Genomic DNA, 21,242 nt, shown 5'->3' on the forward strand with positions numbered 1-21,242 from the left:
CGGGTGTCATCAGGTAACCCGATGAAAAATCCGTAAATCCTTTTTTCAGGAATTCTGACTATCTTCTGGGGTAATTTTTCCGCCTTCCATCAGCCCCACCAGTACAAGGATCGCCGGCATCACGATGATGGCACCGGCAAGTGCGAAGAAGACCGAGATGACCGTTACGGTGCCGAAGTTGCTGATGATGCCAAAGGCAGAGACCATGAGTGCGGCAAACCCGAAGATGGTTGTCATACCGGATATGGTAATCGCCGTTCCGATCTTCTGGATGCTGTACTGGATTGCCGGCAGCAGGGCAAGCCCGTTTTGCCGCTCCTCATAGTACCGTTCCATGATCAGTATCGTGTATTCCGAAGCTACACCGACTGACATCGAACCGAGCGTTGCAGTGAGCGGGGTGTAATCTATGGCAAGCACGTACATGATGAGGCCGTTCCAGCCTACGATCATGATGATCGGGACCAACGGGGTTGCCGCTTTGGCAAATTTCCGGTAGATGATATAGAGGAATACAAAGATCATTCCGAAACCAAGAATGGTCATGAATGTCTTTCCCTCCCGGATCTCCCGGATCAGGTTGGTAAACATCTCCCACATGCCGGTGAAGGAGGCGTGGATGCCCGGCGGGGGTGCCTTCCATGCGAGATCTTTTTTCATCTGCTCGATCGTCGACATTGCGATATCATTGGGCATGGCGATAAATGAGAACTCGATGACCGCCTCGGTGTTCCAGCTCACGTACCGGTCGCGGATCTGCGGGGGAATCTTTTTCATGACGGCTTCGATCTCAGGGTCCGTCTGCGGCAGAACCCCGTCATTGTACTGTACAAGATAGGTGGCAATGCTCGATGAGTCGGTGATCTTGCTGTTATGTGTCTGTTCGTACTGCTGGAACTCATACATCCAGCGGACAGAATCCGGGGAGAGCAGATCGCTTCCCTGCACCATCACGGGGACGCTTAAGGTCTCGCCCATCGTGCGCCGGACCTTGTCGAGGTTCACCTTTGCCGGCATATCTGCCGGGACAAAGGTCTTCTCATCGGTGTTGACGATGATCTCGTTGTCCAGCTGGAACCCGATGACGGCTAAAAGGACGCAGATGATCAGGACCGGAACCGCATTCCGGGATACCATTTTCACGACCCTGCCCACGAGCTCGTTATACCGTTCGATATTCGATTTTGCGGTATCGGGTTTTTTCTGAACCTGCTCTTTTACCGGACGGTAATTTACCAGGATGCAAAAGACCGGCACAACCACGATCGCCGCAATGTAACAGCAGATGATCCCGATCACGCAGGTAATGCCGAAACTGCGGATCATCGGGAGCGGCGAGATGGTCAGGGCAATAAAACCCATTGCAGTGGCAATCAATGCATAAATCACGGATGGACCCGCTTTGGTAATGGTTGTAGTAACCGCTTCAGCAATGGGGGATTTCCGGATCTCCTCATCGAATCGCGAATGGAACTGGATCGCGTAATCGATCCCAATCCCTATCATGACCGGGAAAGCACCGATGGTCACCATCGTGATCTGCATGCCCGAAAATCCGATAACCCCAAAGGTCAGGATGAGACCGGTACCCACGATGAAGACCGAGAGAAGGCGGTACCGGACGTGACCGAAGAGGAGGCCTACGGCAAAGAGCATGAGGAGCATGGCGACCAGGATGAGTTCACCCATGGAAGTGCCCATTGCATCAGATGTCTCTTTGTTGTATGCCTGGTTACCCGTGACAACCACGCTTACCCCGGGAGGCCGGTTGGAAAGGTCTACTCGTTTATTGATGTTATCCACGAGAGAAAACGACTGTTCGTCTTTAAGTCCCTGGTCAACGGTGACAACCGAGATGGTCATGGTCTTGGACGGGACGTACAGGGCGAGGACGTCAGGGGGTACCCGTTCCTCAATTGCCGTGATATCGGCATGGTTCGTGGGGAGGACTCCCCCATTCTGTTCCCTGACCAAATCGGAGATGCCTGACGCTCCGGTGACATACCGTTCCTGGACGATATCCTGCTGGAGCCGGTCGATATACCTGAGCACTTCCGGGCTCATTACATCGTCGGATTCGATGAGGATCAGCACGCTGTCGGACTGAAAAGTTTTGGTGTATTTATCGAGAAGCATCCCGCGCCGGGTGTCCTTGTCAAGGTAGGTATCTGTCCCCGTAGCCATGGAAATCATGGTCATCCCGAAGAACGCTGCAACGAGCAGCAGGCAGAAGAGCACTGCCAGATGTTTCGGGCGGGTGACTATGAGGGAAGCGAGCGCGTTAAACGGGTTGAACATAGGAGATCCTGCGGTCACATCGGGAAAAAATTAAGATATAATCTGTTGTGAGCAGAACCACAAAAAAGTGTAGGGTGCCTGATGGTGCGGAAATGCTAAATGAGGCGATATGGCAGTGTGGTGCATCTGAACCGGTTTACATATCGGGATTCGTAACTGCGCCCGGTGTTTTGGGAACTAAAAATAGAATCAGAGCGCCAGCATCCGCTCGATCGCCTGGCGGGCACGCACCGCAATTTCTTCTGGTACGGTAATGCGGGGGTGGAGTGTCTGTAATGCGTCCCGCACTTTTGTCAAATCGGTCTTTTTCATGTTCCGGCAGATACCCGCCAGAGATAGCGGGTAGCACTGTTTATCCGGGCACTCTTTTTCCAGCCTATGCAGGATCCCGACTTCGGTTCCGATGATGAACTCCCGTTTGGGTGATGTGCAGACATAGTTGATGATGCCGGAAGTGCTTGCCACGTGATCTGCGAGATCAATCACTTCAGGACGGCACTCCGGGTGGACGAGAAGCACCGCGTCCGGGTGTGCCTGTTGTGCGGCAGCAACATGAGCCGGTGTGATCTGGTCGTGCACAATGCAGAACCCATCCCATGGCAGGACCTCTTTTTTGGTGAACCGGGCTGCGTAACGCCCGAGGTTACGGTCGGGAACGAAGATTACGCGGTCCTGTTCAACCGAGTTCACCACTTTTACTGCATTTGATGAGGTGCAGCAGATGTCGCTCTCTGCCTTGACTTCTGCGGATGTATTCACGTAGCAGACCACGGCCGCGTCCGGGTTACGGTCTTTGGCGAACCGGAGTTCTTCTGCTGTTATCATCTGCGCCATTGGGCAGCCGGCATCGGGAGCAGGGAGTAAAACGGTCTTATCCGGAGAGAGAATAGCGGCAGTTTCGGCCATGAAATCCACCCCGCAAAAGACGATCACCTCCCCGTCCATGGTTGCCGCAGCCCGGGAGAGTTCGAGTGAATCCCCGCAGAGATCGGCGATATCCTGCACTTCTGGCAGCTGGTAGTTATGGACAAGGATAATCGCATCCCGCTTTTCTTTCAAAGCGATGATCTCATCCTTTAGTGAAGTGCCCGGCAAGCTTTGAACGCTCCTGTGCTGTATAGATGCGATCTTGTGTATCAAAAAGCTGGTGTGTGGGGGAATTTTATGAACGGGTACGCCTAACTATTCCCTGAAGTCATGAAAATCATCCTCCCCGACTCAACAACCGAGACGATTGTGGGCGAACCGTTGAGCATCAGCCTTATCCTTGACCGGCTGCAGATCAACCCATCTGAAGTGATCGTATCCCGAAACGGGAAGCTGGTGCCCGAAGATGCGGTTGCCGGGGATGATGATGTAATCCGGATCATCCGCATTGCGCATGGAGGATGAATGAGTCAGGGCAATACAGTGACCGGGGGAGGGGAGCGGTGTACGCTCTGCGGTGAACCCCCGGTAATCCGCCTGCGGGAACCGGGCCGGCATCTCTGTGCCACTCATCTTATCGCTGAATTAGAGGAACGGGCAGCCCGGACGATCCGGGAGCGAGAACTCATAAAGCCGCATGACCGGATCGCGGTTGCGTTCAGTGGCGGTAAGGACAGCACGGCACTTCTCGTGATCCTCTCCCGGCTTCTCTCATCTTGGGAAGATGTGAGCCTTGTGGCAATTACTGTTGATGAAGGGATTGCCGGCTACCGTGATGACACTATCCGGGCAGCAGAGGAAGTCACCCAAAAACTCCGGATCGAGCATGTCTGCGTCTCGTTTACGGATCTTATCGGCAATGATCTCGATACTCTTCTCATCGGGCGCGAAACCCAGGCCTGCTCGGTCTGCGGGATCCTGCGAAGGAAAGCGCTATCAGTCGCTGCACACAACGCGGGTGCAACGAAAATTGCCACCGGCCACAATCTCGATGATGAAGCCCAGTCAGTCCTGATGAACGCGCTCCGTGGCGACCTGCCCCGCCTTGTCCGTACCAGCGATGCGGACTCTTCTGATTGTTTTATCCCCCGGATCAAACCGCTTGCCGATATATCCGAAAAAGAGATCGCTGCATATCTGTTCGTCCAGGACCTGTTTCCCTTTCTTCCCGAGTGCCCGTATACCCGCTATGCCCTGCGGGCAGAAGTGCGGTCCATGCTCTCTGCCATGGAACAGAAACATCCCGGTACCATGCGAAACCTGATCAAAAGCAAAAAAACGATAGAAAAATATGCGGACCGGGGTGCGATATCCGAACCCATGCGCCGCTGCCGGGAGTGCGGCGATCCCTGCAGCAGGGAACTCTGCCAGGTGTGTATGCTCCGGAAGTCACTGGGGAAATGACGGCATACCCTGCACGCGTTCGGGATGCGTGTAGATGTTCATTTTTGCACTGCGGACAAACCCGACAACGCACAGCCCGGTCTTTGCAGCGATCTCGATTGCAAGGGTGGTCGTAGCACCACGGGAGATTATGATCGGTATGTTTGCAATCAGGCATTTCCGGACCATCTCTGAGGAGATGCGCCCGGAGCAGATCGCATAGGTGCGGGACAGGTCGATGTTGTTTCTCAGCGCATACCCGATCACCCGATCAAGCGCATTGTGCCGCCCGATATCTTCAGACCGGGCGATCACGCCATCCGTGGATGCGAGCCCTACCACGTGGATACCGCCCGTTTTATCGTGCAGCTCGGAGTCGAGGATCCCCCGGATAGTTCCGCTGATGATGGTCGAGGGAATAGTAAAATCGGATTTGATGGAGGGCAGTTTTGCGGTGTCGATGAAGGATGCACTCCCCCCGCAGCCGGAGAGAATCGTCTTTTTGGGGCCCAGCACCTTGAAGAGGTTCTTGGTAATCACACTGAGGCGGTTCTTCTCGATCCGGATCGATTCAATCTCGTCAATCCCTTTGATGATCTGCTCGGTGTAGAGGTAGCCGGTGACAAAATCCTCCAGCTGCACCGGGCTCATCATGGCAGTCATCGCATGCCTGCCGTTGATAAAGAGGGCATACGGGATCTCCTCTATCACTTCGTGGGAGCCGGTTTCGGCCTTTTCCCCGTCCACCCGGATACAGGGAACCTGCCTGAACATTGCCTCTTTTGTACTATCTCCGTCTTTGTGTGCGGTCATTGCTCTGCTTATCCTGTTGTTACCCGGTTGTTAATACTTCATCCATACTGCCGGAACGGTAGCCTTCGAGATCCAGCGTGACATAGGCAAACCCGAGTGTTTTGAAGTTTTTCACTACAATATCCTGCATGGCCAGCAGTTTCGGGAGTTCGTTATTCAGCACTTCGATCCGGGCAATGCCCCCGTGTATCCGGACACGGCACGGGGAGAAGCCATTGGAATGCAGGAATGCTTCTGCTTTTTCGATCATGGCCAGTTTTTCTTCAGTGATCTCATCCCCATAAGGGATGCGGGACGAGAGGCAGGCAGCTGATGGCTTGTTCCAGAACTTCAGGCCGATTGATCGTGCAATCTCCCGGATCTCAGCCTTGGTGATCCCGGCCTCTAAGAACGGGTGGCAGATCCCTTCTTCCGTACTGGCCCGGAGCCCGGGCCGGTGTTCTCCGGTATCGGAGACGTTGGTGCCATCGGCGATGCAGGCAAAGTGAAGTTCCTCTTTTCGTCGCACCAGAACTTTGGCTGATTGTTTTTTGCACCAGTAACAGCGCTCTGCAGGATTTTTTACAAAACGCTCATTCTCCATAACCTGCACGGGGATGATCTCCAGCGTGAGGTGATGTTCCCGTGCAATCTGTTGTGCCTCAGCAATTGCACTACGCGGGACAAGCGGGCTGTCGAGCAGGATACACCGGGCATTGTTACCGAGAATGTCTGTTGCAAGTACCGCGAGCAGGGCACTGTCTACACCCCCGGAATAGGAGATGAGCATCGATCCCTTTGATGCAATATATTCTTTGAGTGCCTGCGTTTTCTCTGTCGTATTCATGGGTGTACCAGGATTACTAAAAACCCCTCAAACGGGATGTGAACGAAAAACTATAACCCGCATCGTTCAGAAGCGGCTTTGTCACATCCGCTTTCATCATCGCGGATCTGGCGGCAGATCCGGCAGATCTGTTCCATCACGTTGACCTCTTTTCTGTCGATAAGATCCTGTGCCAGCAGGACAATCGACTTTTTTGCATCATCTTCAAATTCTATCCGGTACCCGCGTTTGCCGGAGAGGTACTGGGAGACTGCTGATGGTGCCATCTCAAGCATTCGCGCAGCTTCAACCTGGGAGGTTCCGCCCCTGACGAGTTCCACAGCAATTGCCGCCCGGATTGCCGGCAGGACATTCCAGACGATTTTCTGACAGGGTGCTTCCATGGTATCACAAGGTTACGAGATCGAAATTCTCACGGACGATATGGTTCTATCAATGGTAAATTGAACCGGAAAACCTAAAGAAACTTTGTGCGGTTCATTCTCCCGCATGTTTCAGAAGAATAAAACGGGATATTTCCGCACGCACGGGTGGGAAAGAATAATCTCACTATCCACACAGATATTCAGGTACGAGTAAAGCCATGGGAGCACAACGAACAATCTACATGGATCATTCCGCAACCACGTATGTGAAACCGGAAGTTGTGAGCGAAATGATCCCCTATTTCACGGAACATTTCGGTAACCCGTCATCCATCTATGGCATTGCCCGCGAATCCAAAAAAGCGATCGATGCCGCACGGGTGCAGACGGCAAAGGCGCTGGGTGCTGACCCGGATGAAATTTATTTTACTTCGGGTGGGAGCGAGTCGGACAACTGGGCGATCAAGGGGGTGGCTTATGCAAACCGGAAGCGGGGCAACCATATCATCACCACGCAGATCGAGCATCATGCCGTGCTTCACACCTGCCAGTTCCTTGAAAAGGAAGGATTCGAAGTTACGTACCTCCCCGTTGACCAGTACGGGCTGGTGGATCCTGCCGTGCTTGAAAAAGCAATCACGGAAAAAACGATCCTGATCTCGATCATGTATGCGAACAACGAGATCGGTACGATCGAACCTATCGCCGAGCTCGGTGCCATCGCCCGCAAACACAAGGTGTACTTTCATACCGATGCCGTGCAGGTGATCGGCAGCGTCCAGATCGATGTGAAGGCGCAGAACATCGACCTGCTCTCGCTCTCGGCCCATAAGTTCTATGGCCCCAAGGGGGTCGGGGCCCTCTACATCAAAAAAGGAGTCCGGATCGAGAACCTGATGCACGGCGGGGGACAGGAGCGCAGGAAGCGTGCGGGTACTGAAAATATTGCCGGCATTGTTGGCCTGGGAAAAGCAATCGAAATGGCGACTGCGGATATCCCCGGGCATTCCGCAAAGATCCGAGCAATGCGGGACCGGCTCATCAAAGGCGTCCTCTCTACGATATCGCATGCCCGGCTCAACGGGCACCCGGAAAAACGTCTCCCGGGCAATTTTAACGTGAGTTTTGAATTTATTGAAGGCGAGTCCATGCTCCTCTGGCTCGATGACGAGGGCATCTGCGCCTCCACCGGAAGTGCCTGCACCTCCGGATCGCTTGAACCGTCCCATGTACTGCTCGCAACCGGCCTGCCGGTAGAGATATCGCACGGTTCGCTCCGGCTCACGCTCGGCGATGCCAATATGGATGCAGATGTGGATGTTGTGCTCGAAGTGCTCCCCAAAGTGGTTGCAAAACTGCGGGATATGTCCCCGTTATACGTAAAGAGCGAGAAGGAAGGTGGCTGCAATGTACAGTGACAAGGTCATGGACCATTTCAAGAACCCCCGGAATGTTGGAGAGATCGAGAATGCCGATGGCATCGGTGAAGTCGGCAACCCTGTCTGCGGGGACATCATGAAGATCTTCCTGACAATCGAGAACAACATCGTCACCGACGCGAAGTTCAAGACGTTCGGCTGCGGTGCTGCGATTGCCTCCAGCAGCATGGCAACCGAACTGGTCCGGGGAAAGACGCTCGAAGAAGCCTGGGAAATCTCGAACCTTGCCGTGGCTGAGGCACTCGAAGGTCTCCCCCCGATCAAGATGCACTGCTCGGTGCTGGCCGAAGAAGGGATTCACAAGGCAATCAATGATTACCGGGTGAAAAAAGGGCTTGAACCATGGGTGGAAAAGAATCCCCACTCGCATGAACACGAAGATATGACCTGCGAGCACTAGGGGCCGTCAGCTGCACAGGTATACAAAAATCTGGTGAACAATGTTTTCAGAACGGGAACTCGAACGGTACAAGCGGCAGATGATGCTCTTTGGCGAAGATGGCCAGGAGCGGCTGAAAAAGGCGCATATCTTTATTGCCGGTGCCGGGGGACTGGGTTCGCCTGTCTCCATCTATCTTGCGGTAGCCGGTGTGGGAATGATCACCATCGTTGATATGGATGTGGTTGCCCCGTCAAACCTGAACCGCCAGATTCTCCACTTCGACCGGGATGCCGGGAAGAAGAAAATAGTTTCAGCAGAAGAGAAACTGCGGGAACTCAATCCGGATATCACGGTCAATGCGATCGATGCACGTATCGGTGTATCGAACGTAACAAAACTCATTGGAAGTGCTGACGGGATTGTGGATGCCCTGGACAATTTCCCGACACGGTACCTGCTCAATGATGTTGCGATTGCACAGGAGATCCCGCTCTTCCATGGGGGGATCCGGGGATTCTACGGGCAGGCAACCACGATTATACCCGGCATCACACCGTGCCTGAAATGCATCTTCCCCAAGGCCCCGCCCGAGGAAATATTCCCGGTAGTAGGAGTAACGCCGGGCATCATTGGTACAATCCAGGCAAATGAAGTGATCAAGTACCTGACCGGCAGCGGCAGACTGCTGACAAACCGGCTCTTCATCTGGGATGGGATGGAGGCGCATGCGGAAGAACTCTGTGTTGAGCGCAATCCCGCTTGCGAAGCGTGCAGTGGCATGAAAGCAACAACAACACATGCGAGGATGAAGAAATGACCGTTAAGATCCGGTTTTTTGCACAGTTCCGCGAACTGCTCGGAACGGATATTGTGACCGAAGTAGCGCCAGGGACGATGTTTACCTCCCTGATCACGACCACAGCCCGGAAAAATCCCGCGGGATATGCAGCCATCTTTAACGACAAGGGCATGTTTCACGAATTTGTGATACTGATGCAGAACGGCAGGCGGGTCGAGATCGCGGATGCGGCAAAGACGCCGGTTGCAGATGGCGATGAGATTGCAGTCTTCCCGCCGGTTGCGGGGGGATAACGGGGGGACATCATGATCGCAATCCAGACCGCAGATGTCGATATCGGGGCTCTTATCACTGCTGCAAAAAAAGTGGGAACCGGTGCAGTTGTCGTCTTTGACGGGATTGTCCGTGACGATGAGATCACCGAGATGGAACTCGAAGCCTACGAGGAAGTGGCAGTTAAAGAACTCGAAAAAATTGCGGATGATGCGACCCGGCAGTTTGGTCTCCTGCATGTCGATATCATCCATCGGATCGGGCGGCTTTCAGTGGGCGAGAATATCCTGATCATTGTAGTGAGTGCCGGGCACCGGGAAGCAGCGTATGCCGGTTCCCGGTTTATTATAGAAGCAATCAAAGCCGGTGTCCCCATCTGGAAGAAAGAACTGACCAAAGACGGGGGCCGGTGGGTGCCGGGCGATCATGGGCACGGGAGCGGGAAACCCCGCTGAACCTCTCCCCCCATTCTTTTTTTTATCACCCGGTTTGAACCGTATTTTCCTGCTCGATGAACTACCCGAGCTCCAGCATCTCCAGGCGCCGGCAGGCCTCTCCAAGAGTCTCGTCCTTTTTCGAGAAGGTGAACCGGAGTTTTGTCTCTCCTCCTTCATGATAGAATGAGCTGCCCGGCACCGCCGCAACCCCGGCTTTTTCCACGAGGTGACGGGCAAACTCGGTGTCGGTCATGCCAAAACCCGCGATATCGGTGAAAATATAGTATGCTCCTTCCGGCAGCTCGCACGCGAACCCGGCCTTCCTGAGCCCGGCAAAAAGGATCTTCCGTTTCCGGTCATATTCCCGGGCAAGTTCATGGTAATAGGATTCCGGTAGCCGGAGCGCTGCCACGCAGGCATGCTGGAGCGGGGCAGGTGCCCCCACGGTTAAGAAATCATGGATCTTGCGGATGCGGGCTGTGATCTCCGTACCTGCGAGTGCATACCCGACCCGCCACCCGGTGACGCTGTAGGTCTTGGAGAAACTCCCGATAGTGATGGTCCGGTCATGCATCCCGTCCAGCGCTCCGATCGAAACATGTTTCCTGCCATCGTACAGGATGTGTTCGTAGATCTCGTCCGTGATTGCGATCACGTTGTGGTCAATACAAAGGTCAGCAATGAACGCGAGTTCTTTTTTAGAAAAAACTTTGCCGGTCGGATTGTTGGGGGTGTTTAAGATGATTGCCCGGGTTTTCTTATTGAACGCGGATTTCCAGGACTCTTCATCGATCGAGAAATTATCCTTAAGCTGGACGTACCGCGGCACCGCACCTGATATCTGTGCGTCCGGCCCGTAATTCTCGTAAAATGGTTCAGGTACGATCACTTCATCGCCGGGCTGGATGAGGGCAAGCATCGATGCCATCATCGCCTCGGTCGAACCGCAGGTGACCGTGATCTCTGCCTGCGGGTCGAAGGTCATACCATTGAACTGCTGCACCCGGGCTGCCAGCGCCTCGCGGAGATCCTGTGCCCCCCATGTGATCGCGTACTGGTTGTAGTCCTCGTTGACCGCTTCGCAGGCCGCGTCTTTAAGTTCCTTCGGGCAGGGAAAATCCGGGAAACCCTGTGCAAGGTTGATCGCGTTATGCTTCAGCGAGAGCCGGGTCATCTCCCGGATCACCGATTCCGTGAAATTGTCCGCTCGGGAAGGATGGGTGGAGAAGAACTGAGCCATGGTGTTGTTCCGTGATGATGGAGGGTTACCGGGCGTTGCAGGTTTCATATTCTATAGGGTTGGCGTTGGGGACAATAAGCTATCAGGTTTTGTGGTCTAGATGGCGAGTTCAACCGGGACCTCGCCCCCGTTTCCAGACCCGGGCAATCATGTCCATTGCCTGGGAGACTGCTGAACCGTTCATTATCAGATCTACCCCCCCTTCAAAACCGCCCTTTTCTCATTTTGATCGTGCTATCTATCCAGCGAAAAAAAGAGGCTGTTGTAAGCCCGCTAAATTGCACGGTTTTAAATCCGTTTAAATGGTTATTTCGTGAAAAAACTCAATTAAAACAATATTTTCCGTGGGCGTTGGCACCGTTTCCACTGCGCAAAAAATGACCTTGCCCGGATTGGCAAACGGGGCTATTTACGGGCGTATTTGGGATCAGGTTTTTCCGGCCCGAAAAAAAGGAATAATAAATTATGTCTCAATGGCAGCACTGTCGTATACCCGGGTCATGTACCGTGCCTGGAACACTCCAAAGAGTGGCATGAGAACAAGGAGAACGAGTATCGCTGCTGCGATAAACCCGAAGAGGGCAACCATGCCGCCGCCCAGCATGTACATACTGATGCCCCCAATCAGGATAAACGCGAAGATAATGATGAAAACGGGGATACAAATCACAATGGCGATGAGGATCAGCGCGATGATGTAATTGAGCCAGCCGATCTGTTTGATGGTGGCAAGGATTGCACTGAAGTTGAAGGCTTCAGAAAAGCTTCCCGTGCGGGCAAAGCGGATGGCTGCAACCGGCATGATGATACCGATGATGATCTCGATAAGGTACATCAGTAGCAGGAGTCCTAAGTTGGGCGACCAGTTCTGCATCATGGCAGTGTTTCCCTGCATTAAAGAAAGCATCATGCCTCCGTAGATGAATGCCCAGAGGATCATTATGGGGATCGCGTAGATAATCCCGACAATAATCAGTTTTATACCGTCAACGAACAGGGTGCCCCACTGGTCAACTTCCGGTGCCGTCTCGGTCCCCCGGTAGATCCGCATGACATACCCGTTCATTGGGATGCCGAGGCAGATGATCGCAACGATCAGTTTCATCCAGCGGTTCACATTTGAAAAGATACCGTCATTGGTATAGTGAAGGGCATCGTCCAATAATTTACCATATTCCATCAATTCACCTTGCTAGGTACTTTCGGTGAGAGACGGATAAATATGGCGTTAAGTGAAAATGCCTAACAGGATAAAGAAAAGACCCGGCTCTGCACTCTTTAAAAAAACCGGTTGGTACTGAACAAACCTTTATTGACTTGTTCAGAAGAGTCTGGTGTACACCCACCCGGAATCGCGGGGCAGGAGTTTGAAGGATGATTGAATTTTTTACCCAGTCAATGTGGTCCCCGTACGTGGCCGGTGCGGGGATCGGTGTGCTGAGCTGCCTTGCATTCCTTCTCTCTGACCGGCCTATCGGCTGTTCGACAGCGTTTGTCAAGGCGCGGGGACTGATCGGCAGGATCATTAACCGGGAGAAGACCGAGAAGAAGGAATATTACCAGCAGATCATCCCGCAGGTGGACTGGGCCTTCATGATCATTCCCGGCATCGTGATCGGCGCATTTATCTCCTCCCTCCTCTCCGGCCAGTTCCGGTTCTCCTGGGTTCCTGCGATGTGGGGCACGGCATTTGGTTACGATCCTGTACCCCGGGTGATCGTTGCCCTTGCCGGCGGAATCCTGCTGGGCTTAGGTTCGCGCTGGGCCGGCGGCTGCACGAGCGGCCATGGGATCAACGGCTCGATCCAGCTCTCGCTTGCCAGCATAATCACTACCTGCTGTTTCTTTGCCGGGGGAATTGCAACTGCCCTGCTGATCTTCCGGGTCATCGGCTGAGGTGAGAAAAATGTTTGCCAGTCTTCACAAGAATAAAACTGCACAGCTCGTGCTCGGTCTCCTTTTTGGGATCTGCTTTGGTTTCCTGCTCCAGAAAGGAGGAGTCACCAGCTTTGATGTGATCGAAGGGCAGCTGCTCCTCACCGATTTTACCGTGCTCAAACTCATGCTGTCGGCCGTAATTGTCGGGATGGCCGGTTTTCACCTGCTGAAACATTTCGGTCTTGTCCGGTTACATGCAGCGGAAGGTTCGGTGGGAGCAAACGTAATAGGGGGGCTCATCTTCGGTGTCGGGTTTGCGCTGCTCGGGTATTGCCCGGGAACCGTTGCCGGTGCGGTTGGTACCGGGGAACTTGATGCACTCTTTGGCGGTATGATCGGGCTGCTGATTGGTGCCGGGATCTTTGCAGAACTCTTTCCCCGGCTCAGGACCCGGATTTTAGTGTGGGGGAAATTCCCGGCGATCACGGTCCCGGACTTCCTGCACCTGAATCTCTGGGTGACCGTGGTGCTGATGGAAGTGCTCATGATCGGATTCTTACTCGCGCTCGCGTTTTTCGGGTTATAGGAAAAACCATTTTTCCCGGGTGCGTATCGATCGCGAGGGATCTCGTACATTCATCAGGTTTAAGTAATCCGGCTCACATGGTGTAGTTGTAGAGTCTCGAAAAAACAGGGACATTTGAGGAGTAGTACTATGACAACAGGTATGAAAATCCCAATCAATTATGCAGAAGCGTCAGAGACGCTGAAAAAATATCTCAAACTCAGCGGTTCACCGGTTGCGTTCCGGTTCGCGACAAAAAAGGAAGACATCCCGGCAGGCATGGAAGCGTTTGACAAGACGATCCGCCACTGTTCAATGGTTGGCCTTGCCCGAAAAGAAGGACGGATCTTTTATTCCACTGCAGATAAACACGAATGCAATGGTGGTGCATGGGCGCTGGGTCTCAAGGAGATCACCGAGAGCCTGAAGACCGGCGATTTCTATTACAAACTCGGGAAGTTCGAAAGTACCGCTGCGTGCAAGCGGACCATCGACCATGTTCCCCACCTGCAAACCGGTGAAACCTATGCAACCATGTATGCCCCGCTCGAAAAGACCCCTTTCGATCCGCAGGTGATTCTCATTATCGCAACGCCCTGGGCAATGCTGAAACTCGCGCAGAGTACGATGTTCCGTCTCGGGGGGAGGATCCAATCCGAGTTTGCCGGTATCCAGTCGGTATGCTCGGACACCTGTGCCCAGACCTACCTCAACGGCCACGTAAACTTCTCAATGGGCTGTGACGGGTCGAGGAAATTCTCAGGAATCGAAGATGGCGAGATGGTCATTGGCATACCCGCTGAGATGCTGCCGGAGATTACCGAAGCGTTAAAAATTGTAGCTGCTGCTCCGGGTTCAAAGCCCGGCGCAAAATAACCCATTTTTTTTATTTTACGGCTATCTGGAGCGGCCAGTATCGTATCCGAAAGAAGACCCGGGTTACCGGGGGATAATTCTCAATCATTTCGTATCATCGATGGTCCATAACGAATGTTAACGGGTGCCGGATCCCCTGTCCGAAAATATAAAAAAAGTTCAGATGAGTTTTGCACCGGCTTTCGGGCCGGGTTTGCATTCAAAGATCTCGGTGATCTTTACGATGACGAGTGACCGTGCCGGAAGAGCCGGGTGCTCGATGTTGAGCTTGGCCTTCATCTTATCGTATTCCGTACCGCTCGTCTTGATTGCAGCTACTCCCTTGCACTGGTAGCATCCTTTGATATCCGGACCCCAGACAAAGAATGCGATCTTCGGATTTGTCCGGATGTTCGAGAGTGTCTTGTTCATGAAATTGTCCACGAACCAGACCGTATCATCGCTGACAAGCTCGGCAATTCCCAGCGGGATCACATTGGGCGTGCCATCCTTGGTTGCCGTTGCTACCGGGAAGACTTTCATCTTTCCAAATGCTTCTTTCATGTCTGCGGTTAATTTTACCATAGAGAATTCACCTTCTTCAGCATCAGCATCATAGTACAAAAAACTTTCTGCGATCCCGTGCACCGGTTCGATAATGTCTCTCCGGGTTTTTGATGGGAAAAATAAAAAAAAGGAAAAACGTGATGCCAAAAAAACCCTTACCCGGTGATCATTCCAGCGTGCGCCGGTACGTGAAGATACCCAGCAGTATCGCTGCGACCGAGAAGATACACAGGGCAATGAGATCCATGCCGATCACTTCAATCCCCTGGCCCCGCAGGATGATGCTCCTGAGGGCATGCACTGCATAATATTCCGGGTTGATCACCGTGATCCAGCGCAGCCAGTCCGGCATGCCGATGACCGGGTAAAAAGCGCCGCTGGTCATGAACAGGATCAGGTTAAAAAAAGCCGACATGGACGCGTACTCCTGCTGGTTGGAGAACCGGGAGGCCATCGAGACCATGAAACTGGTGATGCCGATGCAGGTGATGAACAGGACCAGCAGCACCAGCATGAAATCTTCGGTACTCTGGATGATAATCCCGGTAATGAGCAGGTCGACAATAAAAATAATGAATCCCGAGAGAAATGCCCGCACCGTTCCGCTCGCGATCATGCCCATGATGATGCTCGACCGCTTGACCGGCGTCACGAGATAGCCCTCGATAATGCCCATCTCCCGGTCCTTGATAAGCGCAATGCCGCCGCCCATCATGGTGGTCATGAAGATCGCCATCACGATGACGCCGACGCCGAAGAACTGGATATACTTGATATCCCCGTAAATTTTATTGAGCTCAACCCGGGTGCGGAATCCAGACTGTACGAGCGCTGCATTCAGGCCGGATTCGATCATGGTCGGGGTAACATAATCGGAGCTGTCCACGTAGAGCCGGACGGCCCGGTCCGGGAAATCGGGCGAGGGAAAGACCACGACTCCGCTCACCTGCCCGCCCTGCAACGCCCGTTTGGCCTTCAGTTCATCCGTGTACACCTCGATATCGAAAGTGGGAGGATAATCCTTCTGCGCCATATGTTTCAGGCTCTCGACGGTCGCCAGGTAAAGGGGAGGATTATCGAGGTAAGGCTCTTCCTGGACTACGGCTAACGAGACGTGTGTGATCGATCCGCCCATGGCGTTGCCGAAGATAACGAGATACATGATCGGCATCAGCAGGGTAAAGATGATGACGAACGGGTTGCCCAGGAATTTCTTGAAATCCCGCTTGAAGATCGCAATTGCGCCTTTGAGCATCAGAAACGCCCCCGTGCACCCGGTTTTCCGACTGCCCCGCCCGAGCCGGAAGTATTGTAACTTCCCCCGCTATCACCACTCAGGTTTTTCCCGGTCAGGTAAATGAAAACGTCCTCAAGTGATGGTGACCGGATAGCGATCGAGGTCAGGGGCACGGAATAGCGATCAAAGATTGCCACGATTGCCGGTAACACGGTATTTCCGCTTCGGGCCGAGATGTGAATCTGCTGCTCTTTTACCGTGGCAGATATGACAAGCGGGTGTTGCCTGAGGGCATCAAGGACCCGGTCATCCATCCGTTCAAACCCGATCTCGATGAGATCCCCGGCCGGGAGCAGCAGTCGCAGGTTATCCATGGTATCGAGCGAGATGAGCCTGCCCCGGTCCACAAAAGCGATCCGGCCGCAGAGCTTCTCGGCTTCATCCATGTAGTGCGTGGTTAAGATGATGGTGGTATTTTCCCGGTTCAGGTTCTCGATCTGCTGCCAGACCTCGCGACGGGATTCCGGGTCAAGACCTATGGTCGGCTCGTCTAAAAAAAGGATGAGTGGTTTGTGGATGAACGCCCGTACGATCTCGAGTTTTCGTTTCATCCCGCCCGAGAACGTCTGGACCTTCATGTGGGCCCGGTCCGTCAGCTCAACCATTGCCAGGAGTTCCCAGATCCGGTCCGGCAGGATACGATCATCAACATCTTCTAATTTACCGTAGAATTCCAGGTTGTCATACGCGGTGAGTTCATTATCCAGCGTGCTGTTCTGGGGGCAGACCCCGATGATACCCCGGATCTTCTCCGGATCTTTGGTGATCTCGTACCGGTCGACAAATGCCGTGCCCGAAGTAGGACTCAGGAGGGTGGTGAGGATGCGGATTAAGGTACTCTTCCCGGCACCATTGGGCCCGAGCAGGCCGAAAATCTCCCCGCGTTTCACATCGAACGTGACATCATCGACCGCAGTCACCGTCCGCTGCTTGTCTTTGAAGGTTTTGGAGAGGTGTTCGATGCGGATAACACAATCTTCGGGAGAACAGGAGCCTCGGCTGCCGGGATGCTGTTGTACATCATCCTGTTGACTGGATTCTGCAGCAGGGGGGCTCATATGTTAAAAACTAGGTGCGATTTTGTAGTACTTAATGTACAGGGAATGGATGATGCCGGTGGGTACCAATCCCGGACTCAGTGCGGGTGAAAAACAATTTTTAACAGATGCGGCTTTTTGCTGCTGATGTTCACTCTGTCGAATTGAGATGATTAGTAAGATGAAGGCTGTCCAGATCATCTCGCTGCGTCCAGCTCCTGTTTCAGGTTTGACAGCATGCTCACTGATGTGTTCCACAGGATAAGCGAGTTGGCAAGGTACCTGCTCGCACCGATGAGGACGCCAAGAAGGAGAATGAGAATATGTGCCTTAATTTTTTCGTCCATCTCATTTGCACACCCCCATGTCTGCTCTGTACCCGGGAAATAAAATTAATCTCCCGCTGTGTCTCTTAAAAGTGATGGTGCCCAAAAAAAGGGGAGTGGACATGCTTCTCCCTGTTCAACCAAGTTTCCATGCAGCCTGGTTTTTATTATCGAGGTTGCTCACCACATAGGTCGTGCCAGGAATGAACGGAGCGGGGATCTCGTAGATGAGATAACCATCTGCTGCGTTACTTTCACCGCGTTGGACGTACCCTACCGTCCCGCCCCGCCCGATCTGGTAATCATATTGTGTCCCCAAAACGGTGTCAATAACCACATCAGAACTGTGGACCGATGAATAATTGTACATTTTTCCGTTATCGAATACTACGAACTGTTTTGCTGAAGGTGCATACACGGCTTTGTCACCGGTATTAATGACCCGGACATACACGAACAGGAATGTATTACCTTCCTGGGGCTTTTCAATATTGTAGCCCGGCTGGAGTTCAAGAGGCTGTGATTTTGCAGCCTGCTCCCGGGGGCTGTTCCATGAAGGCGATGTCCAGGTGTAATCGGGTTTTACATCGTACCGGTACACGGTAGCCTTGCCCTGTTCATCCCCGCTCCCGAAAGTGGCATACTGATCCAGGGCCAGAGCGTTCGGGTAGGGTACTTGCGTTGGAGTTGGTGAAAGTATCGTCACTACAGTAGTGGGAACCGGTGTCGGAACCGGTGTCTGGACTGATGGTGTTGTACTGGTGCATCCTGATGAGAGGAGGACTAAGAAGAGTACTCCAAAAATTGCGATTGAGTAAATAAGTTTCATATCATTTGCTCCATTTACATTGGTTGTGCATGTATCTCGGGGGGAATCAGCCGGTTGAGGAGCATACCTGGCACCTGCTGTGAGGTGTGAATTGCCATATCAAAGTATGCAAGGTTATCCCGGTTGCCTTTGTACTTAAGATTTATCTGGAAATTGGTATCGACAAGGGTAATTACCCCGAATGTCGTTATCAATGCCCGCCGTTCTTCAATAACCCGGTCCTCTCCTTCTGCAAGTTTCTGCCGGTTGCCATCAATATCCGAGATTATCTCGTTCTGGAACGAGAGCACGGTGATATGAGAGTTCCCGATCGCTATAGGCTGGCCTTCCGGGAACGTAACGGCATAGTTGGTCGTGTATGGTAACGCATTACCCGGTGATACGGTCATTACCGATACTGACAATGTCAGAAATCCAATGGCAACTACAATGATGGCAAGAACAACAAGGGAGAGGATAATCTTTACACCGGTTCCCCAACCATCCTTTTGTGCTTCCCGGGCACGTTCCTCCTGCTGTCCCTGTTTTCGTCCGGTTTCTTTTGCCAGTTCCCGGCCTTTTTCATCATCCCGTGAAATTATTTCATCCATATAGATACTCCAGTTTCTCTGCGATTTTTTATCCTTCTCGTACATCCAGTCCATTGTTTCCCGGATGACCCGTTTTTTTACGGTGATGAGCTATTACCCGGTTTTTTCCTGGTTACGTTATCATCCCAGAGCTATGTGATTCATAGCAGTAATAGTATAAAAAACCGATTTGAGTTTACAACCTTGAATAGTCTGTACTGATCTTTTGATACATTATCCGGCTTTTTCAGATGCCTGCAGAGTTTTTACGGGTGACGAAAGGAAGATATTTGGTTGATACCTTACGGATGATACCGGGTAAAATAAGTTCGACCTTTCTCCCGGACTAAAAAACACCAGAATTCCGGATTTATTCAGATTTTGTAACCCCATTTACAACATCAGGAGATATTTATATAAATTTGAATGATATACTGTGCTGCTCTGATATGGATTTAAAAAAAATATGGTAATCTTAGATGATCTCTTGAATATCATGTCAGGCTGAGGAGTTGTAAACCGTATGACAGACAATCTGAAAGTAAAGGCCAGCAAAGCCGTTGATGACGCCCGCGTGGCTGCACATGCAGTATATGATGATGCAACAGTCGCCGCTCATAACACCCTTAAAGATGCAGGAGCAGAAGCCCAGAAAGTATCTGATGATGTACAAATCGGCCTCCATAAAGCCGTTTCAGATGCCAAAATCGCAGCACATAAAGCCGGATCAGAATTGAAGAAGAAGTAATGGTGAAGTGAAAAATGGCTGGATTACTCTATTTTGCTGTAATATTCCTTATCCTGGCTCTTGTATTTTTAATTTTGGGCCTGAAGGGAATAGCCGGTTTCACCATGAAAATCGCAAAATGGCTTGTGATAATCTTTGTTATAGTTGCCATCATCACGTTCATATTGTAACGGGTTCTTTGAGGGACAAAAATAACAGGGGATCTTGCAGGATCATGCAGAAAAAGGTGCATCTCCCGGCATCCCTATTTTTCCCTCAAATTGGATCGTAAAAATGATCAAACCCTGAGGGAAATTTCCTTGCCTCACAAAGGTGTGATACCTGTGGATCATATCAAATTAAGTGAAAACAAGCAACTTGTTCTCCTTATTGGTTCGATTTATATTCTCTGTATCATAGCATTCTGGCCGCTCATGACAGCGTTTGTCTGGTCAGCTGCCATTGCGATAGCCCTGATGTCGTTTCATAAACGGCTTTCGGGAATAGTAAGGCCCTCTGTATCGGTAATATTCATTACGGTCTGGGTTCTTCTTGCAATTCTGCTTGCGTTGTCGGCATCTGCGAGTATCGTGTTTGGTAACATTGATCATATCGGGACCATGGTTGCCTCCATGGTACACGGTTTTAAAAATACCGGTGTTTCTGCAGTCCTGCCAACATTGACCGAAGCACAGCTTTCCCATATGCCCGATACCATTAACCAGTTAATGCTGCAATCGCTTCTGTCGCTGACAAGTAATGTCATGCAGTCATTTATGTCAATTATTATCTTTTTCCTCTCGCTGTCGATGCTTCTGTATTACGGAGAAGAGATATGGGATACCCTGACCCAGGCACTTCCTCTTAAACTCTATTCAGCAGTAGAAAAAATGGTGGAGATTTCCTCGAATACTATCTATGCCCTTATTATTGTCCAGATTTCCGCAGCGTTTATTGCATTTGTTCTTGCTCTGCCGTTTTTTTACTTCCTGGGTGTAGATACACCCTTCCTGTATGCTATCCTGATCGGTATTGCTACCCTGATCCCACTCTTCGGTTCGCAGATTATGCTCCTCTTCTTTGCACTCTATTTTATCAGTGTCGGGGATATCTGGAGAGCCGGTGTTACCCTCGTTGTGGGGTATCCGCTTTTGAGTGCATGGATTGATTTCTATTACCGGCCGGTGGTGATGGGGCATCGGGTTGCCATTCCCCCGGTTATGATGATGATCGGTATCTTAGCCGGCGTCCCGTTCATGGGCATTGTAGGATTTATTATTGGTCCGGTGCTCATCGCACTGGCAGTAACCGGAACCAGGATGCTTGGTGAAGTGATACACGACCCGGAATCGGAATCTGTCCAGAACTGATTTTTTCATACGATCGGCCCATTTCCTATCCCTCCCCAAT

The 21,242-nt window shown here is 52.1% G+C and carries 25 protein-coding genes; 13 read left to right on the forward strand and 12 right to left on the reverse strand.

Translation table 11 applies throughout. From position 1 onward, the window contains the following. Nucleotides 1-45 precede the first annotated feature (45 nt). On the reverse strand, nucleotides 46-2,298 hold the full coding sequence (locus tag CVV30_01235; protein ID PKL70025.1) for a hydrogenase expression protein HypA: 2,253 nt from the start codon (nucleotides 2,296-2,298) through the stop codon (nucleotides 46-48). A gap of 189 nt (nucleotides 2,299-2,487) precedes the next feature. Next, complete coding sequence (locus CVV30_01240; protein PKL70026.1) at nucleotides 2,488-3,393, reverse strand: quinolinate synthase; 906 nt, start codon at nucleotides 3,391-3,393, stop codon at nucleotides 2,488-2,490. A gap of 102 nt (nucleotides 3,394-3,495) precedes the next feature. Between CVV30_01240 and CVV30_01245 the strand changes: the two genes are divergently transcribed. Both CVV30_01245 and CVV30_01250 read left to right on the forward strand, forming a co-directional pair. Then, nucleotides 3,496-3,690, forward strand: coding sequence for a hypothetical protein (locus CVV30_01245; GenBank protein ID PKL70027.1), 195 nt, complete (start codon nucleotides 3,496-3,498; stop codon nucleotides 3,688-3,690). Next, complete coding sequence (locus CVV30_01250) at nucleotides 3,691-4,629, forward strand: TIGR00269 family protein (GenBank protein ID PKL70028.1); 939 nt, start codon at nucleotides 3,691-3,693, stop codon at nucleotides 4,627-4,629. Here the strand turns inward: CVV30_01250 and CVV30_01255 are convergent. The 3 genes from CVV30_01255 to CVV30_01265 are packed head-to-tail and all read right to left on the reverse strand — an operon-like array spanning nucleotide 4,615 to nucleotide 6,630. Continuing rightward, the gene (locus CVV30_01255) at nucleotides 4,615-5,382 is read right to left on the reverse strand and encodes a formate dehydrogenase family accessory protein FdhD (protein ID PKL70925.1); all 768 of its coding nucleotides are present in this window, start codon (nucleotides 5,380-5,382) and stop codon (nucleotides 4,615-4,617) included. The two genes, CVV30_01250 and CVV30_01255, sit on opposite strands and share 15 nt — an antisense overlap. A gap of 58 nt (nucleotides 5,383-5,440) precedes the next feature. Continuing rightward, nucleotides 5,441-6,247, reverse strand: a complete 807-nt coding sequence (locus tag CVV30_01260; protein PKL70029.1) for a TIGR00268 family protein — start codon at nucleotides 6,245-6,247, stop codon at nucleotides 5,441-5,443. Between the two features lie 50 nt (nucleotides 6,248-6,297). Further along, nucleotides 6,298-6,630 carry a transcriptional regulator gene (locus CVV30_01265; protein ID PKL70030.1) on the reverse strand — a complete coding sequence of 111 codons (333 nt, stop codon included), beginning with the start codon at nucleotides 6,628-6,630 and terminating at the stop codon, nucleotides 6,298-6,300. A 200-nt stretch (nucleotides 6,631-6,830) separates the two neighbouring features. Here CVV30_01265 and nifS point away from each other — a divergent pair, with 200 nt between their 5' ends. The 5 genes from nifS to CVV30_01290 are packed head-to-tail and all read left to right on the forward strand — an operon-like array spanning nucleotide 6,831 to nucleotide 9,960. Next, the gene (gene nifS / locus CVV30_01270) at nucleotides 6,831-8,030 is read left to right on the forward strand and encodes a cysteine desulfurase NifS (GenBank protein ID PKL70031.1); all 1,200 of its coding nucleotides are present in this window, start codon (nucleotides 6,831-6,833) and stop codon (nucleotides 8,028-8,030) included. Continuing rightward, nucleotides 8,020-8,451, forward strand: a complete 432-nt coding sequence (nifU, locus tag CVV30_01275; GenBank protein PKL70032.1) for a Fe-S cluster assembly scaffold protein NifU — start codon at nucleotides 8,020-8,022, stop codon at nucleotides 8,449-8,451. Before nifS ends, nifU begins: the two co-directional genes overlap by 11 nt. A 40-nt stretch (nucleotides 8,452-8,491) precedes the next feature. After that, nucleotides 8,492-9,250 (forward strand): adenylyltransferase, encoded by a 759-nt coding sequence (locus CVV30_01280; GenBank protein PKL70033.1) that lies wholly within the window; start codon nucleotides 8,492-8,494, stop codon nucleotides 9,248-9,250. After that, on the forward strand, nucleotides 9,247-9,525 hold the full coding sequence (locus tag CVV30_01285) for a molybdopterin synthase sulfur carrier subunit (protein ID PKL70034.1): 279 nt from the start codon (nucleotides 9,247-9,249) through the stop codon (nucleotides 9,523-9,525). Before CVV30_01280 ends, CVV30_01285 begins: the two co-directional genes overlap by 4 nt. 9 nt (nucleotides 9,526-9,534) lie before the next feature. Further along, nucleotides 9,535-9,960: a molybdopterin biosynthesis protein MoeE gene (locus tag CVV30_01290; GenBank protein PKL70035.1), complete on the forward strand. Its 426-nt coding sequence runs from the start codon at nucleotides 9,535-9,537 to the stop codon at nucleotides 9,958-9,960. A 61-nt stretch (nucleotides 9,961-10,021) separates the two neighbouring features. Here the strand turns inward: CVV30_01290 and CVV30_01295 are convergent, their stop codons facing one another. After that, nucleotides 10,022-11,230, reverse strand: a complete 1,209-nt coding sequence (locus CVV30_01295; GenBank protein ID PKL70036.1) for an aminotransferase — start codon at nucleotides 11,228-11,230, stop codon at nucleotides 10,022-10,024. A gap of 415 nt (nucleotides 11,231-11,645) precedes the next feature. Next, nucleotides 11,646-12,362 (reverse strand): hypothetical protein, encoded by a 717-nt coding sequence (locus tag CVV30_01300; GenBank protein ID PKL70037.1) that lies wholly within the window; start codon nucleotides 12,360-12,362, stop codon nucleotides 11,646-11,648. A gap of 194 nt (nucleotides 12,363-12,556) precedes the next feature. Here CVV30_01300 and CVV30_01305 point away from each other — a divergent pair, with 194 nt between their 5' ends. From CVV30_01305 to CVV30_01315, 3 genes are all read left to right on the forward strand, one after another. Beyond that, nucleotides 12,557-13,078, forward strand: coding sequence for a hypothetical protein (locus tag CVV30_01305; protein PKL70038.1), 522 nt, complete (start codon nucleotides 12,557-12,559; stop codon nucleotides 13,076-13,078). Between the two features lie 10 nt (nucleotides 13,079-13,088). Continuing rightward, entirely contained in the window at nucleotides 13,089-13,646 is a 558-nt protein-coding gene (locus CVV30_01310; protein PKL70039.1) for a YeeE/YedE family protein, read from the forward strand. Nucleotides 13,647-13,775: 129 nt separating this feature from the next. Further along, nucleotides 13,776-14,501 carry a hypothetical protein gene (locus CVV30_01315; protein ID PKL70040.1) on the forward strand — a complete coding sequence of 242 codons (726 nt, stop codon included), beginning with the start codon at nucleotides 13,776-13,778 and terminating at the stop codon, nucleotides 14,499-14,501. 159 nt (nucleotides 14,502-14,660) lie between these two features. Here the strand turns inward: CVV30_01315 and CVV30_01320 are convergent, their stop codons facing one another. From CVV30_01320 to CVV30_01340, 5 genes are all read right to left on the reverse strand, one after another. Further along, nucleotides 14,661-15,065 (reverse strand): pyridoxamine 5-phosphate oxidase, encoded by a 405-nt coding sequence (locus tag CVV30_01320; GenBank protein PKL70926.1) that lies wholly within the window; start codon nucleotides 15,063-15,065, stop codon nucleotides 14,661-14,663. Nucleotides 15,066-15,213: 148 nt separating this feature from the next. Continuing rightward, on the reverse strand, nucleotides 15,214-16,302 hold the full coding sequence (locus CVV30_01325) for an ABC transporter (GenBank protein PKL70041.1): 1,089 nt from the start codon (nucleotides 16,300-16,302) through the stop codon (nucleotides 15,214-15,216). Then, nucleotides 16,302-17,402 carry a daunorubicin ABC transporter ATP-binding protein gene (locus tag CVV30_01330; protein ID PKL70042.1) on the reverse strand — a complete coding sequence of 367 codons (1,101 nt, stop codon included), beginning with the start codon at nucleotides 17,400-17,402 and terminating at the stop codon, nucleotides 16,302-16,304. The genes CVV30_01325 and CVV30_01330 overlap by 1 nt, the downstream gene beginning before the upstream one ends. Before the next feature lie 441 nt (nucleotides 17,403-17,843). Further along, nucleotides 17,844-18,536: a hypothetical protein gene (locus CVV30_01335; GenBank protein PKL70043.1), complete on the reverse strand. Its 693-nt coding sequence runs from the start codon at nucleotides 18,534-18,536 to the stop codon at nucleotides 17,844-17,846. 14 nt (nucleotides 18,537-18,550) lie between these two features. Beyond that, nucleotides 18,551-19,180, reverse strand: coding sequence for a hypothetical protein (locus CVV30_01340; GenBank protein ID PKL70044.1), 630 nt, complete (start codon nucleotides 19,178-19,180; stop codon nucleotides 18,551-18,553). 448 nt (nucleotides 19,181-19,628) lie between these two features. Between CVV30_01340 and CVV30_01345 the strand changes: the two genes are divergently transcribed. The 3 genes from CVV30_01345 (at nucleotide 19,629) to CVV30_01355 (ending at nucleotide 21,202) form a co-directional block, all read left to right on the forward strand. Continuing rightward, nucleotides 19,629-19,853: a hypothetical protein gene (locus tag CVV30_01345; protein ID PKL70045.1), complete on the forward strand. Its 225-nt coding sequence runs from the start codon at nucleotides 19,629-19,631 to the stop codon at nucleotides 19,851-19,853. Between the two features lie 14 nt (nucleotides 19,854-19,867). Next, complete coding sequence (locus CVV30_01350; protein PKL70046.1) at nucleotides 19,868-20,023, forward strand: DUF1328 domain-containing protein; 156 nt, start codon at nucleotides 19,868-19,870, stop codon at nucleotides 20,021-20,023. Nucleotides 20,024-20,167: 144 nt separating this feature from the next. Next, nucleotides 20,168-21,202 (forward strand): AI-2E family transporter, encoded by a 1,035-nt coding sequence (locus CVV30_01355; GenBank protein ID PKL70047.1) that lies wholly within the window; start codon nucleotides 20,168-20,170, stop codon nucleotides 21,200-21,202. The last annotated feature ends 40 nt before the right edge of the window (nucleotides 21,203-21,242 follow it).

The organism is Methanomicrobiales archaeon HGW-Methanomicrobiales-1 (assembly GCA_002839675.1).
Lineage (GTDB): Archaea > Halobacteriota > Methanomicrobia > Methanomicrobiales > Methanospirillaceae > Methanoregula.